14 protein-coding genes and 1 pseudogene are annotated in these 17,460 nt (G+C 64.6%); 5 read left to right on the forward strand and 10 right to left on the reverse strand.

Features of this window, described 5'->3' with window-relative positions:
• Nucleotides 1-6: 6 nt before the first annotated feature.
• Nucleotides 7-1,362: a hypothetical protein gene (locus ACVJ19_RS37400; protein ID WP_453954042.1), complete on the reverse strand. Its 1,356-nt coding sequence runs from the start codon at nt 1,360-1,362 to the stop codon at nt 7-9.
• Nucleotides 1,363-1,533: 171 nt separating this feature from the next.
• Here ACVJ19_RS37400 and ACVJ19_RS37405 point away from each other — a divergent pair, with 171 nt between their 5' ends.
• From ACVJ19_RS37405 to ACVJ19_RS37415, 3 genes are all read left to right on the forward strand, one after another.
• Complete coding sequence (locus ACVJ19_RS37405) at nt 1,534-3,252, forward strand: caspase family protein (protein WP_453954044.1); 1,719 nt, start codon at nt 1,534-1,536, stop codon at nt 3,250-3,252.
• Nucleotides 3,253-3,520: 268 nt separating this feature from the next.
• Nucleotides 3,521-4,450: a DUF2167 domain-containing protein gene (locus tag ACVJ19_RS37410; protein ID WP_453954045.1), complete on the forward strand. Its 930-nt coding sequence runs from the start codon at nt 3,521-3,523 to the stop codon at nt 4,448-4,450.
• A complete protein-coding gene (locus tag ACVJ19_RS37415; protein ID WP_453954046.1) occupies nt 4,447-5,175 on the forward strand; it encodes a site-2 protease family protein in 729 nt (242 codons plus the stop codon). Before ACVJ19_RS37410 ends, ACVJ19_RS37415 begins: the two co-directional genes overlap by 4 nt.
• Nucleotides 5,176-5,373: 198 nt before the next feature.
• On the opposite strand, the gene ACVJ19_RS37420 is transcribed toward ACVJ19_RS37415, so the two are convergent.
• From ACVJ19_RS37420 to ACVJ19_RS37445, 6 genes are all read right to left on the reverse strand, one after another.
• Entirely contained in the window at nt 5,374-6,492 is a 1,119-nt protein-coding gene (locus tag ACVJ19_RS37420) for a cobalamin-independent methionine synthase II family protein (RefSeq protein WP_453954047.1), read from the reverse strand.
• A 71-nt stretch (nt 6,493-6,563) separates the two neighbouring features.
• Nucleotides 6,564-7,280, reverse strand: a complete 717-nt coding sequence (locus ACVJ19_RS37425; RefSeq protein WP_183239983.1) for an ABC transporter ATP-binding protein — start codon at nt 7,278-7,280, stop codon at nt 6,564-6,566.
• The gene (locus ACVJ19_RS37430; RefSeq protein WP_453954048.1) at nt 7,273-8,028 is read right to left on the reverse strand and encodes an ABC transporter ATP-binding protein; all 756 of its coding nucleotides are present in this window, start codon (nt 8,026-8,028) and stop codon (nt 7,273-7,275) included. Before ACVJ19_RS37430 ends, ACVJ19_RS37425 begins: the two co-directional genes overlap by 8 nt.
• The gene (locus ACVJ19_RS37435) at nt 8,025-9,053 is read right to left on the reverse strand and encodes a branched-chain amino acid ABC transporter permease (protein ID WP_453954049.1); all 1,029 of its coding nucleotides are present in this window, start codon (nt 9,051-9,053) and stop codon (nt 8,025-8,027) included. The genes ACVJ19_RS37430 and ACVJ19_RS37435 overlap by 4 nt, the downstream gene beginning before the upstream one ends.
• Before the next feature lie 8 nt (nt 9,054-9,061).
• Nucleotides 9,062-9,931: a branched-chain amino acid ABC transporter permease gene (locus ACVJ19_RS37440; RefSeq protein WP_453954050.1), complete on the reverse strand. Its 870-nt coding sequence runs from the start codon at nt 9,929-9,931 to the stop codon at nt 9,062-9,064.
• A gap of 204 nt (nt 9,932-10,135) precedes the next feature.
• Complete coding sequence (locus ACVJ19_RS37445) at nt 10,136-11,314, reverse strand: ABC transporter substrate-binding protein (protein WP_453954052.1); 1,179 nt, start codon at nt 11,312-11,314, stop codon at nt 10,136-10,138.
• Nucleotides 11,315-11,903: 589 nt separating this feature from the next.
• Between ACVJ19_RS37445 and ACVJ19_RS37450 the strand changes: the two genes are divergently transcribed.
• Nucleotides 11,904-12,197 (forward strand): hypothetical protein, encoded by a 294-nt coding sequence (locus tag ACVJ19_RS37450; RefSeq protein WP_453954053.1) that lies wholly within the window; start codon nt 11,904-11,906, stop codon nt 12,195-12,197.
• A 95-nt stretch (nt 12,198-12,292) separates the two neighbouring features.
• Here the strand turns inward: ACVJ19_RS37450 and purU are convergent, their stop codons facing one another.
• The gene (gene purU / locus ACVJ19_RS37455) at nt 12,293-13,156 is read right to left on the reverse strand and encodes a formyltetrahydrofolate deformylase (protein ID WP_453954054.1); all 864 of its coding nucleotides are present in this window, start codon (nt 13,154-13,156) and stop codon (nt 12,293-12,295) included.
• A gap of 142 nt (nt 13,157-13,298) precedes the next feature.
• Here purU and ACVJ19_RS37460 point away from each other — a divergent pair, with 142 nt between their 5' ends.
• Nucleotides 13,299-14,138 (forward strand): uroporphyrinogen-III synthase, encoded by an 840-nt coding sequence (locus ACVJ19_RS37460; RefSeq protein ID WP_453954055.1) that lies wholly within the window; start codon nt 13,299-13,301, stop codon nt 14,136-14,138.
• 12 nt (nt 14,139-14,150) lie between these two features.
• Here ACVJ19_RS37460 and ACVJ19_RS37465 read toward each other — a convergent pair whose 3' ends face one another.
• Together ACVJ19_RS37465 and ACVJ19_RS37470 are read right to left on the reverse strand one after the other, a co-directional pair.
• Complete coding sequence (locus ACVJ19_RS37465) at nt 14,151-15,287, reverse strand: CHAT domain-containing protein (RefSeq protein ID WP_453955283.1); 1,137 nt, start codon at nt 15,285-15,287, stop codon at nt 14,151-14,153.
• 662 nt (nt 15,288-15,949) lie between these two features.
• Nucleotides 15,950-17,386: pseudogene (locus ACVJ19_RS37470) on the reverse strand (tetratricopeptide repeat protein); the annotation flags it as partial.
• Between the last annotated feature and the right edge of the window lie 74 nt (nt 17,387-17,460).

Here is a 17,460-nt window from a genome sequence, read left to right on the forward strand (position 1 = left end):
ATTGTGTCAATCACGCCGGCGCGAGATGACGTAGGATTCGTCAAGAAACCAGAGGCCGTTGTACTTTCTCAGCACGTCCCTGGCGGCATCCAGAGTGCGGCCGTTTTGAGTCATTTCTGTCAACCGGTCGTCCTCGATCTGAGCGACATACACCGCCGCATTCCACGCTGCAAAGGCCGTCGAGGTTCCGATATTGCCGGTAACCTCGTTGGGCAGAGCTTCCATATCATACCTGAAGATCGAGCGGTTATCAGCATAAGCATTAAAATTTAAGTCGCGGCCCAACGACCCAAGCTCGTACTTCACGGCGCGCAGTAGCTCATGACGGCTCACCGAGAAAGGATTTTCTCCGGGCCAGATCGCCTGGATCATTTCCATGCCCGGATCCTGACCATGGGAGTGGATACCGATCAGGCGCCCCCCCGGCCGCAAGGCCCGCGCCAGGGGCGCAATGATCCGCTTTGCCCGAAAATTGACCGACGACAGCGCGCGGTATGGCTGGGATGCAATTACGAGGTCGAAATTGGCCTCGGTCTGGCCCGGCCGCGGAATGGTCGAATCCAGCAGGAACCTGTGGTCCTCGCGATAGAGCACGAGGACGACCGGCCGCTCATAGAGCGGCATGGCCGTGCGCGGGCTGATCGCGGCGCGCCAGTTCTGCTCCAGGAATGGCCGGAGCTCGGCGATCTGCTGCTCGAACTCGCCCGATGAAGAGCCCCGGAGCGGGACTTCGTGCCAGACGGTGGCCGCTGCCGCCGCGGGCGACGCCGGCGTGAGCCAGGGCGCCTCCGAATAGAACATGTTGGTGAAGACGAAAACCGACGCCGGATGCTCGAAAATGCGGTCCGGCACCTTTTCCAGCGTCAGCCGCAGGTCCTCGAGGCTGAGCTCCTTGCCGGCCACGTAGAACGGCATGTGAGGGTAGCGCTGGTGCGTCGCCCGCAGCACCCGCGCCAGCACCGTGCCGTCGCCGACGCCCGCGTCGAAAATACGCAGCGCCGGCGGGCGCGGATGGATGGCGGCAAGCTCCAGCGCGACCCGGTCCGCGATCACCCGCTTCTCGCTGCAGGTGTGGACGAACAGCAGATATTTCTGCCGGTTCTCGAAGAAGCGGAAATTGCCGCGCGGATCGCGCTTCTCGGGGGGCACCTGAAGCCCGCGCGGCGGCGGCAGGCCGCCCGTCGTCGATGCAGCGATATAGGCCTGGATCCGCTCCAGCGTGTCGATGGTGATCCGCTTGCCCTCGCGCAGGCGCTGCACGAGCTTCCCATCGTTCACCGCACGCCGGCCGAAGGTCGATTCCGCCATGCCCGCCTTGCGGCAGAACTCGGTGATTTGGCTCAGGATTTCGTCGTTTTTCATGAGTGGGAAGGCGGTGGGCAGATTTATCTTGGACTACCCCTTAGCAAATTCTGCCCACCGGGGAAATAGGGGCTGAATCCCTTCCACCACTGCGTTCACACTGCGGGCGGGTGAACCCCTTGGCGCGGCCGGGCAACAAACAAGCGCCTCTCCTCCTTTGGGACGACTGCCATGCGCCGCCTGCTTGTCGCGCTCTGCCTGCTCACCGCCGCGCTATGGCCGGCATCCGCCTTGGCGCAGGCGCGCAACCAGCTCGGGCCGCTCTGCACCACCGAGACCACCCCGGCGGACAAGATGGTCGACGCCTGCACCAAGATCATTGCGCTGAAGGTTTTCAAGGGCGAGCAGCTCGCGACCGTCTATTTCTGGCGCGCCGTAGGCTGGAACAAGAAGGGCGACTACGCCAAGGTCATCACTGACGCCACGGAGGCGATCCGGCTGCAGCCGAGCCAGGCGGTCTACAACTTGCGGGGATCGGCCTATTACGACAAGGGCGACTACGACATCGCGATCGCCGATTTCGACGATGCGCTGAAGCTCGGCCCGCCCAGCGGCATCATCTTCCACAATCGCGGCAATGCCTGGCGGGGCAAGCGCGATTACGCCAAGGCGATCGCCGACTACGACATGGCGATCAAATCAGATCCGAAATCGGCGTTCTCGTTCCAGAACCGCGGCATCTCAAAGGAAGCGCTCGGCGATCTCGACGGCGCGCTCGCCGACATCAACCAGGCGATCCGGCTCGACCCGTCGCTGCCGCAGCCGCTGATCAACCGCACCGCGATTTGGCGCGCCAAGGGCGATTTCGATCGCGCCATCGCCGACGGCAGCGAAGCGATCCGGCTCGCCAAGGACAAGCCCCCGGTCAACATCATGACGCCGCCGAACAGTGTGCTGATCTCGGGCTACACCCATCGGGCACTGGCCTATGAAGCCAAGGGCGACTACGCCCACGCGCGCGACGACTACAAGGCCACGCTGGCGATCGTGGCGTCCGATGCCGGCAGCAAGGCCAACCAGGCGACCGCAAAGGTGCGGCTGTCGCTGGTGAGCGACGCGGCCGCACCGATCCCGCGCGATGCACCTTCCCCCGCGACGCAGCCAGCGGCATCCCCTGCCCCGCAGCAGACCGGCGCATCACCTCCCCCCTCGCCCGCTCCCGCTGTCCGCGGCGCACGCATGGCGCTGATCATCGGCAACGGTTCCTATGCACATGTGAAGCCGCTGCCCAATCCGCCCAACGATGCGCGCGCCGTCGCGAAAAGCCTGCGCGACATCGGCTTCACCGTGTCCGAAGGCGTCGACCTCGACCGCGCGGCAATGCAGAAGATGACGCGCGACTTTCTGCGCGAGGCCGCGCGGGCGCAGGTCGCGCTGGTCTACTATGCCGGCCACGGCGTTCAGGTGGACGGCCGCAACTATCTCATTCCCGTCGACGTCGCGCTCAAGCCCGGCACGGGCATGACGGAGGCGATGATCGACATGGACACGATCATGGCCGGCCTCGACGACCAGGTCCGCACCAACATCCTGATCTTCGATGCCTGCCGCAACAATCCGATGGCGCAGCAGGTGGCGAGCGCCGGCACCAATCGCGGCATCGAGGGGGCCTCGGGTCTCGCCGCGCCCACGAGCCTGGGCGCCGGCGCAACGCTGGGCGCCGGCACCCTGATCGCTTTCGCGACCGCACCGGGCCAGGTCGCGCTCGACGGCGAAGGCGCCAATTCGCCGTTCTCCGCTGCACTGTCCCGCCATATCGGCACGCCCGGGCTGGAGGTGCAGCAGATGCTCACGCGGGTGCGGGCGGAGGTGGTCTCGACCACGAAGAACAAGCAGGTTCCGTGGTCGAACTCGTCGCTGCTGGGTGAGGTCTATCTGGCGGAGAAGTGAGGGGCGAATTTGCATCGTCCGTGCAGATCGCCGTAGCCCGCATCAGCGAAGCGACATCAGGAAGCAAGCAGTCCCGCATATCGCTACGCTCATGCGGGTTACGATTGCGGCTTTGGCGATGGTACGGACATCCTGCGCCAACGCGTCAAAATTGCAACAGCCGGTGAGATAGTCGAGCGCAACCTACGGCTGCTCTGTCATGCCGCCTATCGTTATTCTACAGTTCCGGCAACACCGAACACCGGTGCATTGGTTGCTGGGGGATATTGTGAGAAAATTCGTTGCCGCCGCTGGCGTCATCCTGTCCGTCATATTCGGATCGCAGCCTGGATTCTCTCAAAGTGCACCATCGAGCGAGGCGGCGCGCAAGGCCGAACTCGCCGCCGCGTGGCAGGCAGCCGGCAATGCCGGCACCGCTGGCCCCGCAGACGTTCCGCTGATCGACCAGGCGACGCTGAAAATCCCGACCGGCGACTTCTTCGTGCCGAAGGCCGAAGCGGCGAGAGTGATGCGCGCGCTCGGCAATGTCGTCCACGACACCAACTTTGTCGGCCTCGTGCTCGGCACCCGGCAGAACGACCGGTGGCTGGTCGTGATCAACTACATCAAGGAAGGTTACATCAAGGATGATGCCGCCAAGGACTGGAATGCGGACGACCTCCTGAAGAACCTGAAGGAAGGCGTCGAGGAGTCCAACAAGGACCGCGTTGCACGCGGATTTCCCGAGATGGAAGTGATCGGCTGGATCGAGCCGCCGAAATACGATGCCGTGTCGCACCGCCTGGTGTGGTCGGTCCTCGGCAAGGACAAGGGCGCGCCGGACAACGTCGAAAAGGACGTCAACTACAACACCTATGCTTTGGGACGCGAAGGCTATTTCAGCCTGAACCTGTTGTCGGACTCGGCCCGGATCGCAACGGACAAGGGCGCGGCCCACGAACTGCTCGCCAACCTCTCCTATCAATCCGGCAAGCGCTACGAGGACTTCAGCGCCTCGACCGACCGTATCGCAGAATACGGCCTGCTCGCCCTGGTCGGCGGCGTCGCCGCCAAGAAGCTCGGCCTGTTTGCAGTGCTGCTTGCCTTTGTGCTCAAGTTCGCCAAGGCCATCATCTTCGGTCTGGTGGTCGCCGGCGCCGGCGTGGCGAAATTCTTCCGCCGCAAGCCGCGCGACGATTCCGCCGGCGGCACGGCATGAAGACTCTCTTCCTGCTGCTGTTCTCCGGGCTGAAGTGGGGAAAGCTCGCCACCAGCGGCGGCACCATGCTGCTGTCGCTGGCGGTCTACGCAACGATCTGGGGCTGGCGCTATGCGGCAGGCTTCATCGCCCTGCTGTTCGCGCATGAGATGGGACACTACATCGCCGCGCGCCAGCGCGGCCTCGACGTCGGCGCGCCCGCCTTCATCCCGTTCGTCGGCGCGTGGATCGCGCTCAAGGACAAGCCCGTCGACGTCGAGACGGAGGCCTATGTCGCGATCGCGGGTCCCGTGGTCGGAACGGCCGCCGCACTCGTGGTCTATCTGTGGGCAAGATCGGAAGACAGCGCCCTGCTGCTCGCGATCTCCTATGCGGGACTGTTCCTCAATCTGTTCAATCTGCTGCCGATCTCGCCGCTCGATGGCGGCCGGGTGACGGCCGTGCTCAGCCCGCGAATCTGGTTCGTCGGCGTGCCTATCCTTGTTGCGGTGATGCTGTATCGGCCGAGCCCGATGCTGCTCATCGTCGCGATCCTCGCGGCTCCGCAGCTCATCAGCGCGTGGCGATACGATCCCCACGCGCCGGAGAACGTCGCCTATTACGGCGTGCCACTCCAGACCAAGCTCGAATACGGCAGCGCCTATCTCGCGCTCGCAGCCCTGCTCGCGGTCATGACCTACGACGTCCACGAGATGCTGGGGCCAATGATGCGGACGGCACCGTAGCCGAGTTCGCTCCCCAATCACGATGTCGTCCCGGCGAAGGCCGGGACCCATAACCACAGAACGTAGTTTGAAGAATACTCGGAGTTACCAGCTTCGCATCCACAAGTACTGCCTCGGAGTATGGGTCCCGGCCTTCGCTGGGACGACACCGAGAGAGTGGCGCGAGCGTTCCATCTCGCGCCAGCCTGGACGTACGCGTCAGTGGCCCCACACGTCCTTCGCGATCTCGACCGCGAGGCTGAGCTTGGCCCACTGCTCCTCCTCGGAGAGGATGTTGCCCTCTTCGGTCGAGGCAAAGCCGCATTGCGGGGAGAGCGCGAGCTGTTCCAGCGGCGCAAACTTGGCGGCCTCTTCTAGACGGCGCTTGATGTCGTCCTTCTTCTCGAGCTCGCCGAACTTCGAGGTGATGACGCCGACCACGACGACCTTGTTGCCCTTGGGCAGGAAGCGCAGCGGCTCGAAGCCGCCGGCGCGGTCGCTGTCGTACTCAAGGAAATAGCCGTCGTAATTGGTGCCGGCGAGCAGGGTCTCGGCCACGGGTTCGTAGCCGCCCGAGGAAATCCAGGTCGAGCGGAAATTGCCGCGACAGACATGCGTCGTCACCACCATGTCGGCGGGCTTCTCCGCCAGCGCGTAGTTGATGATGCGGGCATAGATCTGCTGCAGACCGTCGGGATTGTCGCCGCGCTCGCGCGCCTTCTGCAATTCATCCTGCGAGCAGAGATAGGCCCAGACGGTGTCGTCGAACTGAAGATAGCGGCAGCCGGCGTCGTAGAACGCCTTCACCGCCTTGCGGTAGGTCTTGCCAAGATCCTCGTAGAAGGCGTCGAGATCGGGATAGACGTCCTTGGAGATCGACTTGCGGCCGCCGCGGAAGTGCAGCACGGCCGGCGACGGGATCGTCATCTTGGCGGTGACGTGGGCCTGGTCGGCGACCTTCTTCAGGAAGCGGAAGTGGTCCAGCATCGGGTGGTCATCGGGGAAGTCGAGCTTGCCGATCACGCGCACCGCATCGTGACGGGTCTGCACGCCCGTGAACTGGATGCCGGTGTCCGGATGGAACAGCTCGCAGCCGGTGAGCTTGGCCAGGAAGTCGAAATGCCACCAGGAGCGGCGGAACTCGCCGTCGGTGGCGAGCTTGAGCCCGAGCGAGGCCTGCTTGTGCACGACCTTCTCGATCTCCATGTCTTCGATCTTGCGCAGATCGTCGGCCGAGATCTCGCCCTTCTCGAGACGGCTGCGGGCTTCCTTGATCTTGGCGGGACGCAGGAGGCTGCCGACCTCGTCGGCGCGGAAGGGGGCTTTGGTTCGCTGCATTTGTTATCTCTCCCGAAATTTCAGTGGCGCAGGTTGTACTCCCTCTCCCCGCCTGCGGGGCGAGGCGAAGGTTAATGGGCGGCCGCTCCGGCGACGCCGAGATGGCGCTCCAGGACCGAGGGATCTGCCTTCAGCGCCGCGCTCGGAGCGTCGTGGACGATCGTTCCGCGCTCCAATATCACAACGCGGTCGGCGAGCCCGAGAATCTTTTGGGCATTCTGCTCGACGATGATGGAGCAGATGCCGCCTGCCCGGGTGATGGTCCCGATCGCCTTCAAAAGCTCCTCGACGATGATGGGGGCAAGGCCCTCGGTCGGCTCGTCCAGCAGCAGGACCTTCGGGTTGAGGGTCAGCGCGCGGCCGATCGCCAGCATCTGCTGCTCGCCGCCGGAGAGCTGGTTGCCGAAATTGCTCCGTCGTTCCTTCAGCCGTGGGAACATCTCGTAGACCTTCTCCACCGTCCAGGGGCCGGGCTGGGCCACCGCGGTCATGTTCTCCTCGACGGTGAGCGAGCGGAAGATGTTGCGCTCCTGCGGCACCCAGCCGATGCCGGCGCGCGCCCGCTGGTCGGGCCGCAAGGTGGTGACGTCGGTGCCGGCCAGCGCGACGGTGCCGGAGAAGCGGCGGGTGACGCCAACGATGGAGTTGATCAGCGTGGTCTTGCCGGTGCCGTTACGCCCGAGCAGTGCCAGCACCTGCCCTTCGGCGAGACGCAGCGACATCTTCGGCAGCACCACGGCCTCACCATAACCGGCACGAAGTGCATCGATTGCGAGCAGGTCAGACATTGACCGCCTCCTCGCCGAGATAGACCGCCTTCACCTGCGGATCGCGCGCGACCTCTTCGGGCCGGCCCTCGGTGAGCAGCGCGCCGGAGACCAGCACCGAGATGCGGTCGGCAAAGGAGAAGACGAGGTCCATGTCGTGCTCGATCAGCAGCACCGTGACGTCGCGCGGCAGCGCGCCGACCACGGCGAGAATGTCATGGCGCTCGCTCTCGGGCACGCCGGCGGCGGGCTCGTCGAGCAGCAGCACGCGCGGCTTGGCCGCAATGGCGACCGCGATCTCGAGCAGGCGCTGCTTGCCGTAAGGAAGCGTCACGGTCTGCTCGTTCATGACGTCGAGCAGGTGGAAGCGTGTCAGCAACTCGGCGATCTCGCCGTTGACGTCGCTGCGCGTCCCCATCCGCCGCCACCAGTCGCCGCCATGGCCGAGGCGTTCGGACACGGCAAGGCCGATGGTCTCGAGCGGGGTCAGGTCGGGATAGAGCTGGTTGATCTGGAAGGTGCGGGAGAGGCCGCGCAGCACGCGCTTGTGTACGGGCAGATCGGTGATGTCCTGGCCTTCGAGCAGGATGCGGCCGGAGTTCGGCTTGAGCACGCCGGTGAGCTGGTTGATCACGGTGGTCTTGCCGGCGCCGTTCGGGCCGATCAACGCATGGCGGGCGCCCTGCTCGATCTTCAGGGAGAGATCGCGGGTGACGCGCAGGCCGCCAAAGGTCTTTTCGAGGTTCCGGGTTTCGAGCGCGATGGTCATGCGTCGCTCTCCGGCACGGCGACGACGGCCTTACGTCCCGCAACCAGCCTGATGATCAGGTTCGGCACATACAGCACCCAGCGATGCAGGCGCTGGCGGCCGACCAGCACGATCACGACCAGCACGAGGCCGATCCAGAACTGCCAGTATTGCGGCGTGATGGTGGAGAACAATTCCTGGAGCATGCGGAACACCACAGCGCCGATCAGCCCGCCATAGAGATAGCCGGTGCCGCCGATCACGAGCACCAGCATCAAATCGGCGGAGCGCTCGAAGGCGAACACGTCGAGCGAGGCGATCGCGGTGGTCTGGGTGAACAGCGCGCCTGCGATGCCGGCATAGAACGCCGCGAGCGTGTAGATCGCGATCAGGCGGCGGTTGACGGGGATGCCGATGGCGGCTGCGCGCAGCGGATTGTTCTTGATCGCGCGCAGCGACAGGCCGAATGGCGAGTGCACGACGCGGCGGGCGAACAGGAACAGGACGAACAGCACGGCGAGCGAATAGAAGAAGCCAGCCTTGCCGAACATGTCGAACGGGATCTCGCCGAAGATGGGCTGCATCTCGATGCCTTGCAGACCGTCCGTGCCGCCGGTGATGTTGGAGAAGCGCTCGGCGAGCGCCTCCAGCAGCAGCGCGATGCCGAGCGTCACCATCAGCCGGGTCAGGTCGACGCCGCGGATCACCAGGAAGCTGGTGGCAAAACCGAGCACCATCGCGGCAAGGCCCGCGACGACGAGCGCGAGCACGGGCTCGTTGATGATCCCGTGCAGGGCAAGAAGTCCCGCGGCATAGGCGCCGACGCCGAAGAAGGCGGCATGGCCGAGCGAGACGATGCCGGCATAGCCGAGGATCAGATCGAGCGACATCGTGAACAGCGCCAGGCGCAGGATGTCGGTCATGATCAGATAGCGCGTGGGAAATGCGAAGCCGCAGGCCAGCACGATGAGCCAGAAGGCGACTTCGCCGTAGTGCCAGCGCGCCTGGCGCTGGGCGTGAAAACCGACGTCGGAAGCAGCGGTCATCGGCAAACTCAACGCGCGGCCGTGCGGCCGAACAGACCGTTCGGGCGCCAGATCAGGATGACGATCATCATGGTGTAGATCACGAAGGGTCCCATCTTCGGCACGTAATATTTGCCGGCGACGTCGCCGATGCCGAGCAGGAGCGAGGCCAGGAACGGGCCTGTTATCGATGACGAACCGCCGACGGTGACCACGATCAGGAAGTAGATCATGAACTTCAGCGGGAAATACGGATCGAGGCCGAGGATCTCGGCGCTGAGCGCGCCGCCGAGGCCGGCGAGACCACAGCCAAATGCAAACGTGAAGGCAAACACCTGCGGCACGTTGATGCCGAGGCCGCTCGCGGCGCGCGGATCGTCGACCGCGGCGCGCAGGCGGCTGCCGAAGCGGGTCTTGGCCAGCACCATCTGCAGGCCGATGGTGAGCAGGCCGCAGATCACGATGATCATCAGCCGGTAGCGGCCGATGCCGACGCCGAACAGGTCGAACTGGCCCTGTAGCGCGGCCGGCAGGTTGATGAAGACGCGCGAGGAGCCCTGGATGTAGTCGACAGCTGCAACCGACATGAAGGTCAGGCCGATGGTGAACAGCACCTGGTCGAGATGGCTGCGGGTGTAGAGGTGTCGGTAGAGCGTGCGCTCAAGTGCGATGCCGATTGCGGCGGCCGAGACGAAGGCGAGCGGCAGCGCGGCGAAGAACGGCCAGCCCATCCGGTTGACCAGCACCATGCAGACATAGCCGCCGGCCATGGCGAAGGCGCCGTGAGCGAGATTGACGAAGTTCATCAGGCCGAGCGTGACCGCGAGCCCACAGGCGAGCACGAACAGCAGCATGCCGTAGGCAACGCCATCGAACAGGTTGGTGAGAATTGAGGTCATCGGGCGCCAGAAGTCATCTCAAGTATAGCCGAGGGTGGAGTTGCGCTCCCTCTCCCGCTTGCGGGAGAGGGTTGGGGAGAGGGTCTCTCCACAGAGAGATTCCCAACGAGGAGAGAGCCCTCACCCAGCGCTTTGCGCCGACCTCTCCCGCAAGCGGGAGAGGTGCAGCGAGTTCGTGGCGCGCTCCACGCAAACAACACGTCCTTATTTCTTCGTCTTGCCGAGATCCTTGACGGCCTCGAAGGTCGCGAACTCGACATTGTAGAGCTCGCCGTCGACCTTCTCGACCTTGCGGATGTAGATGTTCTGCACGATGTCGCGGGTCTCGGGGTCGATCGAGATCGGACCGCGCGGGCTCTCCCACTTCTGGCCCTTCATCGCCTCGACCAGCTTGGTGCCGTCGGTGTCGCCACCGGTCTTCTTCAGCGCCTCGTAGATCAGGTGGATGCCGTCATAGCCGCTCACCGCCATGAAGCCGGGACGGTTGCCGAAGGCCTTCTTGTAGGCCGCGACGAAGTCCTTGTTCATCGCGGACGGATGCGCCGCGGAATAGAGATGCGCGGTGACGGTGCCGAGCACGGCGTCGCCCATGTTGTTGAGCAGGTCGTCGTCGGTGACGTCGCCCGGCCCGATCACCTTGATGCCGGCCTTGTCGAGGCCGCGCTCGGCATACTGCTTCATGAAGTTGCCGCCCTGGCCCGCCGGCACGAACACGAAGATCGCGTCGGGCTTGGCATCCTTCATGCGCTGCAGGAACGGCGCGAAGTCGGGATTGGCCAGCGGCGTCTTGACCTCTTCGACCACCTCGCCGCCGCCGGCGGTGAAATTCTGCTTGAAGAAGTTCAGCGCGTCATTGCCCGGCGCGTAGTCCGAGGTCAGCGTCGCCACCTTCTTGATGCCGTTCTTCACCGCCCAGTCGGCGATGATGGTCGAGGACTGCGCCAGCGTGAAACTGGTGCGCACGATATAGGGCGAGCGCTCGGTGATGATCGAGGTACCGGCCGCCATCACGACTTCCGGAATCTTGGCTTGCGTCGCCAGCGGAGCCGCCGCGAGCGCGGCCGGCGTCACGCCGAAGCCGGCGATGAAATTGACCTTGTCGTTGACGATCAGCTCCTGTGCGGCGGTCTTGGTCTTGTCGGGAATCGCAGCGTCATCCTTGAGGATGATCTCGACCTTCTTGCCGGCGACGGTGTCGCCCTTCTGCTGCATGTAGAGCTTGATCGCGTTCTCGATCTGCTTGCCGGTCGAGGCCTGGCCGCCGGTCATCGGCAGGATCAGACCGACCTTGACCGTGTCTTCCGCCTTGGCGGGCGCGACGGCCGCGAGGCCCGCGATGGCAGCGACCGCCGCGGCGCGTGAAAAAATCTTGCGTTCGAACATCAGATGTCCCTCCCCTTCATTCCTGACCTCTTGTGAGCCGGACCGAGTGCCCGGTCCTTGCCGCGCTTCACTTACGGACAAGCCATGCCGTGCGGCCACATGGCGTCCTCTGCAACCCCGTTGTCAATCGAACGTTGGGCGACCATTCGGCGCAAGCCGCGTGATCTGCCTCAACGTCGGCAGGGAGAGATTTGTACGATTGTACAAATAAAATGGTCCTGTCAACGAAAAAGCCCCTCGTGGCGCTGGCCGGTTGGGCGATGGTTGTTGATGCGCCATTTTAAGAAGGCCGCACGACACCGTAGATGGAGGATTCCGCCTCTCATTTGCAGAATCTGGACATCTCACGTGCTTCGCGGTGGAGCCACTTGATGACGCTCACCGAACGAGCACGTCGTTGAATACGTAATGTATACCGTATCAGCTAAATTTGCCCATTCAAAGGCTAAATTGGCTTATTATAATACCTTTTTGTATACATCATCACTGACCCTCGAATAGGCCAATTTTAGATGTTGAGGGCTATAGTTCGCCGCTGACGCCATCCGGCGTCGCCTCATCCCGCGCCCGATCGGGCACGACCTAGAAGATGTCCATGCGCTCCCGTTCGCTTTCGATCGCTGCTGCAGTCGTCCTGCTCGCCTCCAACCTTGCAGGCTGCGGCACGGTCAACGAGAAACTCTCGGCCGGCATGGGCGACTACGTCCCGCAATGGGCCGGCGGCCTTCCGGCGGACGCCCCGCCGCGGCCGGGCACGGCGCAATACGACGCCTACATGAAGGAGCGCGAGCGCAAGCGGCTGATGCCGGCGGCCGACCGCGAGAAGGAAGAGCAGGCGCAAAAGGGCGCGACGGGGACGACGTCGGCTGGCGCGGTACGCTGAAAGACAATCGTCATTCCGGGATGGTCCGAAGGACCAGACCCGGAATCTCGAGATTCCGGATTCGCCTCTTCGAGGCGCCCCGGAATGACGGTGCCCTAATCCACGAACACCACGGCCTTGCGGCCGTTGAGGATGACGCGGTCGTCGAGATGGTAGCGGATCGCGCGCGCCAGCACGCGGCGTTCGATGTCGCGGCCCTTGCGCACGAGATCTTCCGGCGTGTCGCGATGGCTGATGCGCTCGACGTCCTGGTCGATGATCGGGCCTTCGTCGAGATCACGCGTGACGTAATGCGCGGTGGCGCCGATCAGCTTCACCCCACGCTCGTGCGCCTGGTGATAGGGTTTTGCGCCCTTGAAGCCGGGCAGGAACGAGTGGTGGATGTTGATGCAGCGTCCCGAGAGCTTTGCCGAGAGATCGTCGGACAGGATCTGCATGTAGCGGGCGAGCACCACCAGATCGGTCTTCGTCTTGCCGACGAGGTCCATGATCTGCGCCTCCTGCTCCCGCTTGGTCTCCTTGGTGACGGGCAAATGGTGGAACGGGATGCCGCCGAAATCGAGCCCCGCATAGACCTCGCGCGGATGGTTGGAGACGATCGCGGTCGGAACCATCGGCAGCTCGCCGATGCGCCAGCGGTAGAGAATGTCGACCAGGCAATGGTCGGACTTGGAGACCAGCAGCATCACCTTGCGATGCGCTGCGCGGTCGCGCATCTGCCACTCCATGCCGAACCGCTCGGCGATCGCGGCAAAGCCGGTCTGGAGCGCCGCGAGCTCGACGGCGAGATCGGCCGCGGTGAACACCACGCGCATGAAGAACTTCTTGGTCTCGACGTCGTCGAACTGCTGGGCGTCGAGAATGTTCTGTCCGTTATGGGCCAGGAAGGTCGACACCGCCGAGACGATGCCGGGGCGATCCGGACAGGACAGGGTCAGGACATATTGATGGTCGGGCATGGCTCTTGATGAAGGTTTGTGCAACGGCCGCGGAACATCCCGCGATTTGCGCCCTGCTCTAGCACCGACCCTGGCCTTGCGCCAATCCCGGGCGCAGAGTCAGGATGAACGTACCATTGCGATTTACGACCGGAGCACGCCCATGGCCGACCGCTTGAACGGCACCCGCATCCTGATCCTGGAAACACGCGAGGAGGCGCAGTTTTCGAAGCTTCTGGCCGAGCAAGGCGCCGAGGTCGTGCAATGCCCGATGTTCACCATCCAGGATGCACCGGACCCCACCCCGGTCGAGGCCTGGATCCGCCGCGCCATCGACAGGCCCTTCGATGACCTCGTGCTGATGACCGGCGAAGGCCTGCGGCGGATCATGAAGCTCGCGCGCGCCCGCGGGCTCGATCAGGCCTTCGTCACCTCCCTCGCCAGGTCGCGAAAATTCACCCGCGGGCCGAAGCCCGGCAAGGCGCTGCGCGAGATCTCGCTCGAGGCGCAGCAGACCACGGAGAAACCGACCACCGAGGGCGTGATCGAGATGCTGGGCAGGCTCGACCTGAAGGGGCACCGCCTCGGCCTGCAGCTCTATCCGGACAAGGACCACAGCGCGCTGACCGGCGCGCTCTCGGCACAAGGTGCCGAGGTCGACACCGTGCTGCCCTATGTCTACGATTCCAAGGCCGCGGATGCCAACATCGTCGCCGCCATCGACGACATGGCGGAGGGACGGATCGACTCCATCGCCCTGACCAATCTCGGCCAGGTCCGCCGCCTGATCGAAGCCGCCAAGGCGCATGGCAGCGAGGAGAAGCTGCGCGCAGGCCTCGAACGCACACTGATCGCATCAGTAGGCCCGGCAGTCTCCGGCGAACTCGCCGCGCACGGCCTGCGCACCGACGTCTCGCCGGCGGATGAGGCCTATTTCATGCGTCCACTGATCTCGGCGATGGCGAGTGCGCTGGCGGAGCGGAAGCCGGCCACGGCGCGTTGATGCGGGAGGCGGCTACATCGCGGCATTGCCCACGAGCACGAACGGCGCCCAGATGCCGGGCTGCGCATTCTCGCCGCCTTTCGCAATCAGGGCCGAGATCGAGCGGCGCAGCGCCTCCGCGCGGCCGATGTCGGGATGCGCATTGATGGCATCGATCGTGCCGGTGGTGATGGCAACCGCAGCATCGGAGCTGACCGCCCAGTGCGAGACCAGCAGCGCGCGCGTGCCGGCATAAAAGAACGCGCGCGCAAGACCAGAGAAGGCCTCGGAATTGGCCGCCTGGCCGCCGGCCGTGTTGCAGGCCGACAGGATGATCCAGTCGGCGTCGAGCCTGAGGCCCGAAATTTCCGACGATGAAAGATAGCCGTCATCGGTGGAGGTCGGCGCCGCGGGCGGGCTGAGGATGAGCCCTGGCTCGATCGATCCACGCACCTGCCCCGCAAGCGCCCCATGTGTCGCGAAATGCAGGATGCGATATTTTGCGAGATCGCCGCTCTGGCTGAGCGTCTTCATCCTCGTCTCGGACGCATCATTGGCGAGGACGACATCGCCTTTGAGGGGCGCGAAGGTATTGGCCACCGCGCACAATTCGAGCGCGGTTTCCGGCAGCGGCATCTGGCGCCTGAGCTGCGCGATGTCCGCCGTGCCGCCCGATAGCGCATCGACGGCACGCACCTTTGCGCGGCCTGGGTCGCTTGCGTCGGGATGGCGGCGCAGGTCTGGATCTGGCGCGCCAGTTTGGCGCGCGCGACCGCGACTTCGCTGCGACCATCTCCGTCGAGCGTAGGATTGCCGACGCCGAGAAACGGTTTCGGCGCCGCGCTCCCGCGCGCGACCTGGCGTAGCGCCTTGAGGCTGGAGACGGAGGGCAAGACGATCGTCGCAAATCGCTTGACCAGCCAGGGCGCCTTCGTGAGGTCTCCACCTGCCACCGGCCGGTCCGTCAGCAAGACCTGGAAAGGCAGCGCCGCCAGCGGGCCTGACGGCACCAGGATCAGTTCCTTGCCATCGATGTCGCGCGCGACCGGGCCGAGCAGGGCTTGATAAAGTGCAAAGGCGCGCTCCTGATCGAACGGCAACGGCTCGTCTGCGCCCAGCGGAGTCTTGCGGCCGAGTTTCTGAGGACATGTGGATGCCTTGTCCAGCCATGCCTCCGCGTCGAGACCGCAGCGCAGGGCGCCGATGGCCTCGTTGAGCTGCCTCTCGCCAAGGTCAGCCGCATGCCAACGCACATCCGAGCGGGTCACCGTCCAGACATAAGTGGCACGCGACGTCGTCGTGAACAGCAACATCGCCTCATTGGGACGAAGCTGCTTCTGGACGTCCTCGATCGAGATCGGCGCCTTGGTCACCAGCGCCGCATAGTCCGGAAACCGGGCGGCGATCATGCGGTCCAATTCCCGGATCTGACCTGCGATAGCCGAGGCACGGGCACGAAGCGCCTGCTCCGCGCTTGCATTGCGCGCGACGTTGGCTTGCGAGATCGCCGCCACCAGCATCTTGTCGGTCGCCACCGCTTGTGCACCCAGATCCTGGCGCTCACGGACGCGGGTCGCGAGGTCCCCGCGGCCATCCGCGACGCGGGCCGACATCCCGGCGATCGCGCGCGCGGCCTGCTCGTCACCGATCCACTGTGCCGCCTCGAACGCCTGCGATCGCAATGCACCCTTCTGCTCGTCACTGGCGGCGCTCGCGAGATTGTAGGTGGCGGCGATCAACCCCGGATATGGATTGGTGTCCTCATGGGCCTTGAGGTCGCTGCGGCTCTCCTCGCCGAACTCCGCGGCACGGCGGCCGTTCCGGATCGCCACCGCACGCGCGAACGCATCGCGGGCCTGCGGCCAATCCTTCAAATCGAGGAAATGGGCGCCGAGATTGGCAAAGCCGTTGGCGACGTCCGGATGCTGCTCGCCGAGAGAACGCAGGCGGATATCCAGCGCACGTTTCAAGAGTGGCTCGGCCTCCTGCGTCCGGCCGGTGCTGTCCAGAACGACAGCCAGATTGTTGAGGCTGTTTGCGACCAGCGGGTGAGATTGGCCGAGCGCGGCTTCACGTATGGCGAGCGACCGGCGCGCGAACGGTTCAGCCTCGGCGTATCGATCGCCCTCGCCCATCAGCGTCACCAGATTATCGAGAGCGATCGCAACGTCGAGATGACCAGGACCGAGGGCCTTCTCGCGAATGGCGAGCGATTTGCGGAAGAGCTGCTCGGCCTCCTGCTTGCGATTGAGATGCGTCCAGGCCTGCGCAAGATTGTTCAGCGCCGTCGCCACGTTCGGATGCGCCGCTCCAAAAGTCTTTTCCTGAATTGCGAGCGCCCGTGTCAGCAGCCCCTCAGCCTCCGCATCCCGGCCCTCGCGCGAAAACACCAGGGCAAGATTGTTCAGACTAGCGGCGACGTCGGGATGATCGGGCCCGAGTGACTTTTCCCTGATGGCCATAGCCCGGCGGGCCAGCTGCTCGGCGTCTTGAAGCCGCCCCTGCACGCGTCGGAGCTCACCGAGATTGTTGAGCGTCGCGGTCAGATAGATGCTGTCGGGGCCGTGCTGCTTTTCCTGCAGCGTGAGCGCTTCGGCAAAGTTTGCTTCGGCCTCCGGCAACCGGCCTTGCGCCCGATAGACTTCGGCGATGTTGTTCAGCGTCACCGGGATCATGATGTCGGCCTGACCCGGCGACTTCCTGAGGACATCCAGCGCGCGATTGAACATGTCGAGCGCCTCCGTCTCCTTCATCTGGCGGTGGCGGAGATTGCCGAGCTGTATGCGCGCCAGCGCCGTTGTGAGATGGTCGGGGCCCAGCACGCTCTCGTCGATGGCGATGGCCCGCGACATGTCCCGCTCGGCCTCGCCAAGCCGGTTCTGGCCCAGCTCGATCTGTCCGAGCGTGGCAAGCACGGCCGCGACATCAGGATGATTGGGGCCGAGGCTCTTGTCGCGAATCGCAAGCGCCCGCCGCAGCACGGTTTCGGCCTCGGCCGTCTCGCCTTGGGCCTGCAGTGCTTGGCCCAGCACCACAAGCGTGGTTGCGGTCAGAGGCGACTGTCGCCCCGTGCCTTTCTCGGCCTCGCTGACAAGCTTGCGCGCAAGGCCAACCGCCTCGCCATAGCGGCCCTCCTTCGCCAGCGACGTAATGCGCTGCATCAGCGTCAGCATGTCTTGCGGACCCGCCCGGCAGGGCGACACGACGACGCTCGCGAGAAACAGGGAACCGAAAAGCCGCGCGGCAAATTTTTGCCAACGTACCCACATGCTGCGATCGCTCCGCTCCCCCGAGCCCGCCAGCCCTTAGGGCCACAGCAAGATGAAAACTATATGACCGCGCT

Source organism: Bradyrhizobium sp. USDA 376, assembly GCF_054063675.1.

Excerpts from the sequence above, each read along its gene's own strand:
- ACVJ19_RS37400 (WP_453954042.1), bottom strand. The coding sequence starts at position 1,362 with ATGAAAAACGACGAAATCCTGAGCCAAATCACCGAGTTCTGCCGCAAG.
- ACVJ19_RS37405 (WP_453954044.1), top strand. The coding sequence starts at position 1,534 with ATGCGCCGCCTGCTTGTCGCGCTCTGCCTGCTCACCGCCGCGCTATGG.
- ACVJ19_RS37415 (WP_453954046.1), top strand. The coding sequence starts at position 4,447 with ATGAAGACTCTCTTCCTGCTGCTGTTCTCCGGGCTGAAGTGGGGAAAG.
- ACVJ19_RS37420 (WP_453954047.1), bottom strand. The coding sequence starts at position 6,492 with ATGCAGCGAACCAAAGCCCCCTTCCGCGCCGACGAGGTCGGCAGCCTC.
- ACVJ19_RS37425 (WP_183239983.1), bottom strand. The coding sequence starts at position 7,280 with ATGTCTGACCTGCTCGCAATCGATGCACTTCGTGCCGGTTATGGTGAG.
- ACVJ19_RS37430 (WP_453954048.1), bottom strand. The coding sequence starts at position 8,028 with ATGACCATCGCGCTCGAAACCCGGAACCTCGAAAAGACCTTTGGCGGC.
- ACVJ19_RS37435 (WP_453954049.1), bottom strand. The coding sequence starts at position 9,053 with ATGACCGCTGCTTCCGACGTCGGTTTTCACGCCCAGCGCCAGGCGCGC.
- ACVJ19_RS37440 (WP_453954050.1), bottom strand. The coding sequence starts at position 9,931 with ATGACCTCAATTCTCACCAACCTGTTCGATGGCGTTGCCTACGGCATG.
- ACVJ19_RS37445 (WP_453954052.1), bottom strand. The coding sequence starts at position 11,314 with ATGTTCGAACGCAAGATTTTTTCACGCGCCGCGGCGGTCGCTGCCATC.
- ACVJ19_RS37450 (WP_453954053.1), top strand. The coding sequence starts at position 11,904 with ATGTCCATGCGCTCCCGTTCGCTTTCGATCGCTGCTGCAGTCGTCCTG.
- purU (WP_453954054.1), bottom strand. The coding sequence starts at position 13,156 with ATGCCCGACCATCAATATGTCCTGACCCTGTCCTGTCCGGATCGCCCC.
- ACVJ19_RS37460 (WP_453954055.1), top strand. The coding sequence starts at position 13,299 with ATGGCCGACCGCTTGAACGGCACCCGCATCCTGATCCTGGAAACACGC.
- ACVJ19_RS37465 (WP_453955283.1), bottom strand. The coding sequence starts at position 15,287 with ATGGCTGGACAAGGCATCCACATGTCCTCAGAAACTCGGCCGCAAGAC.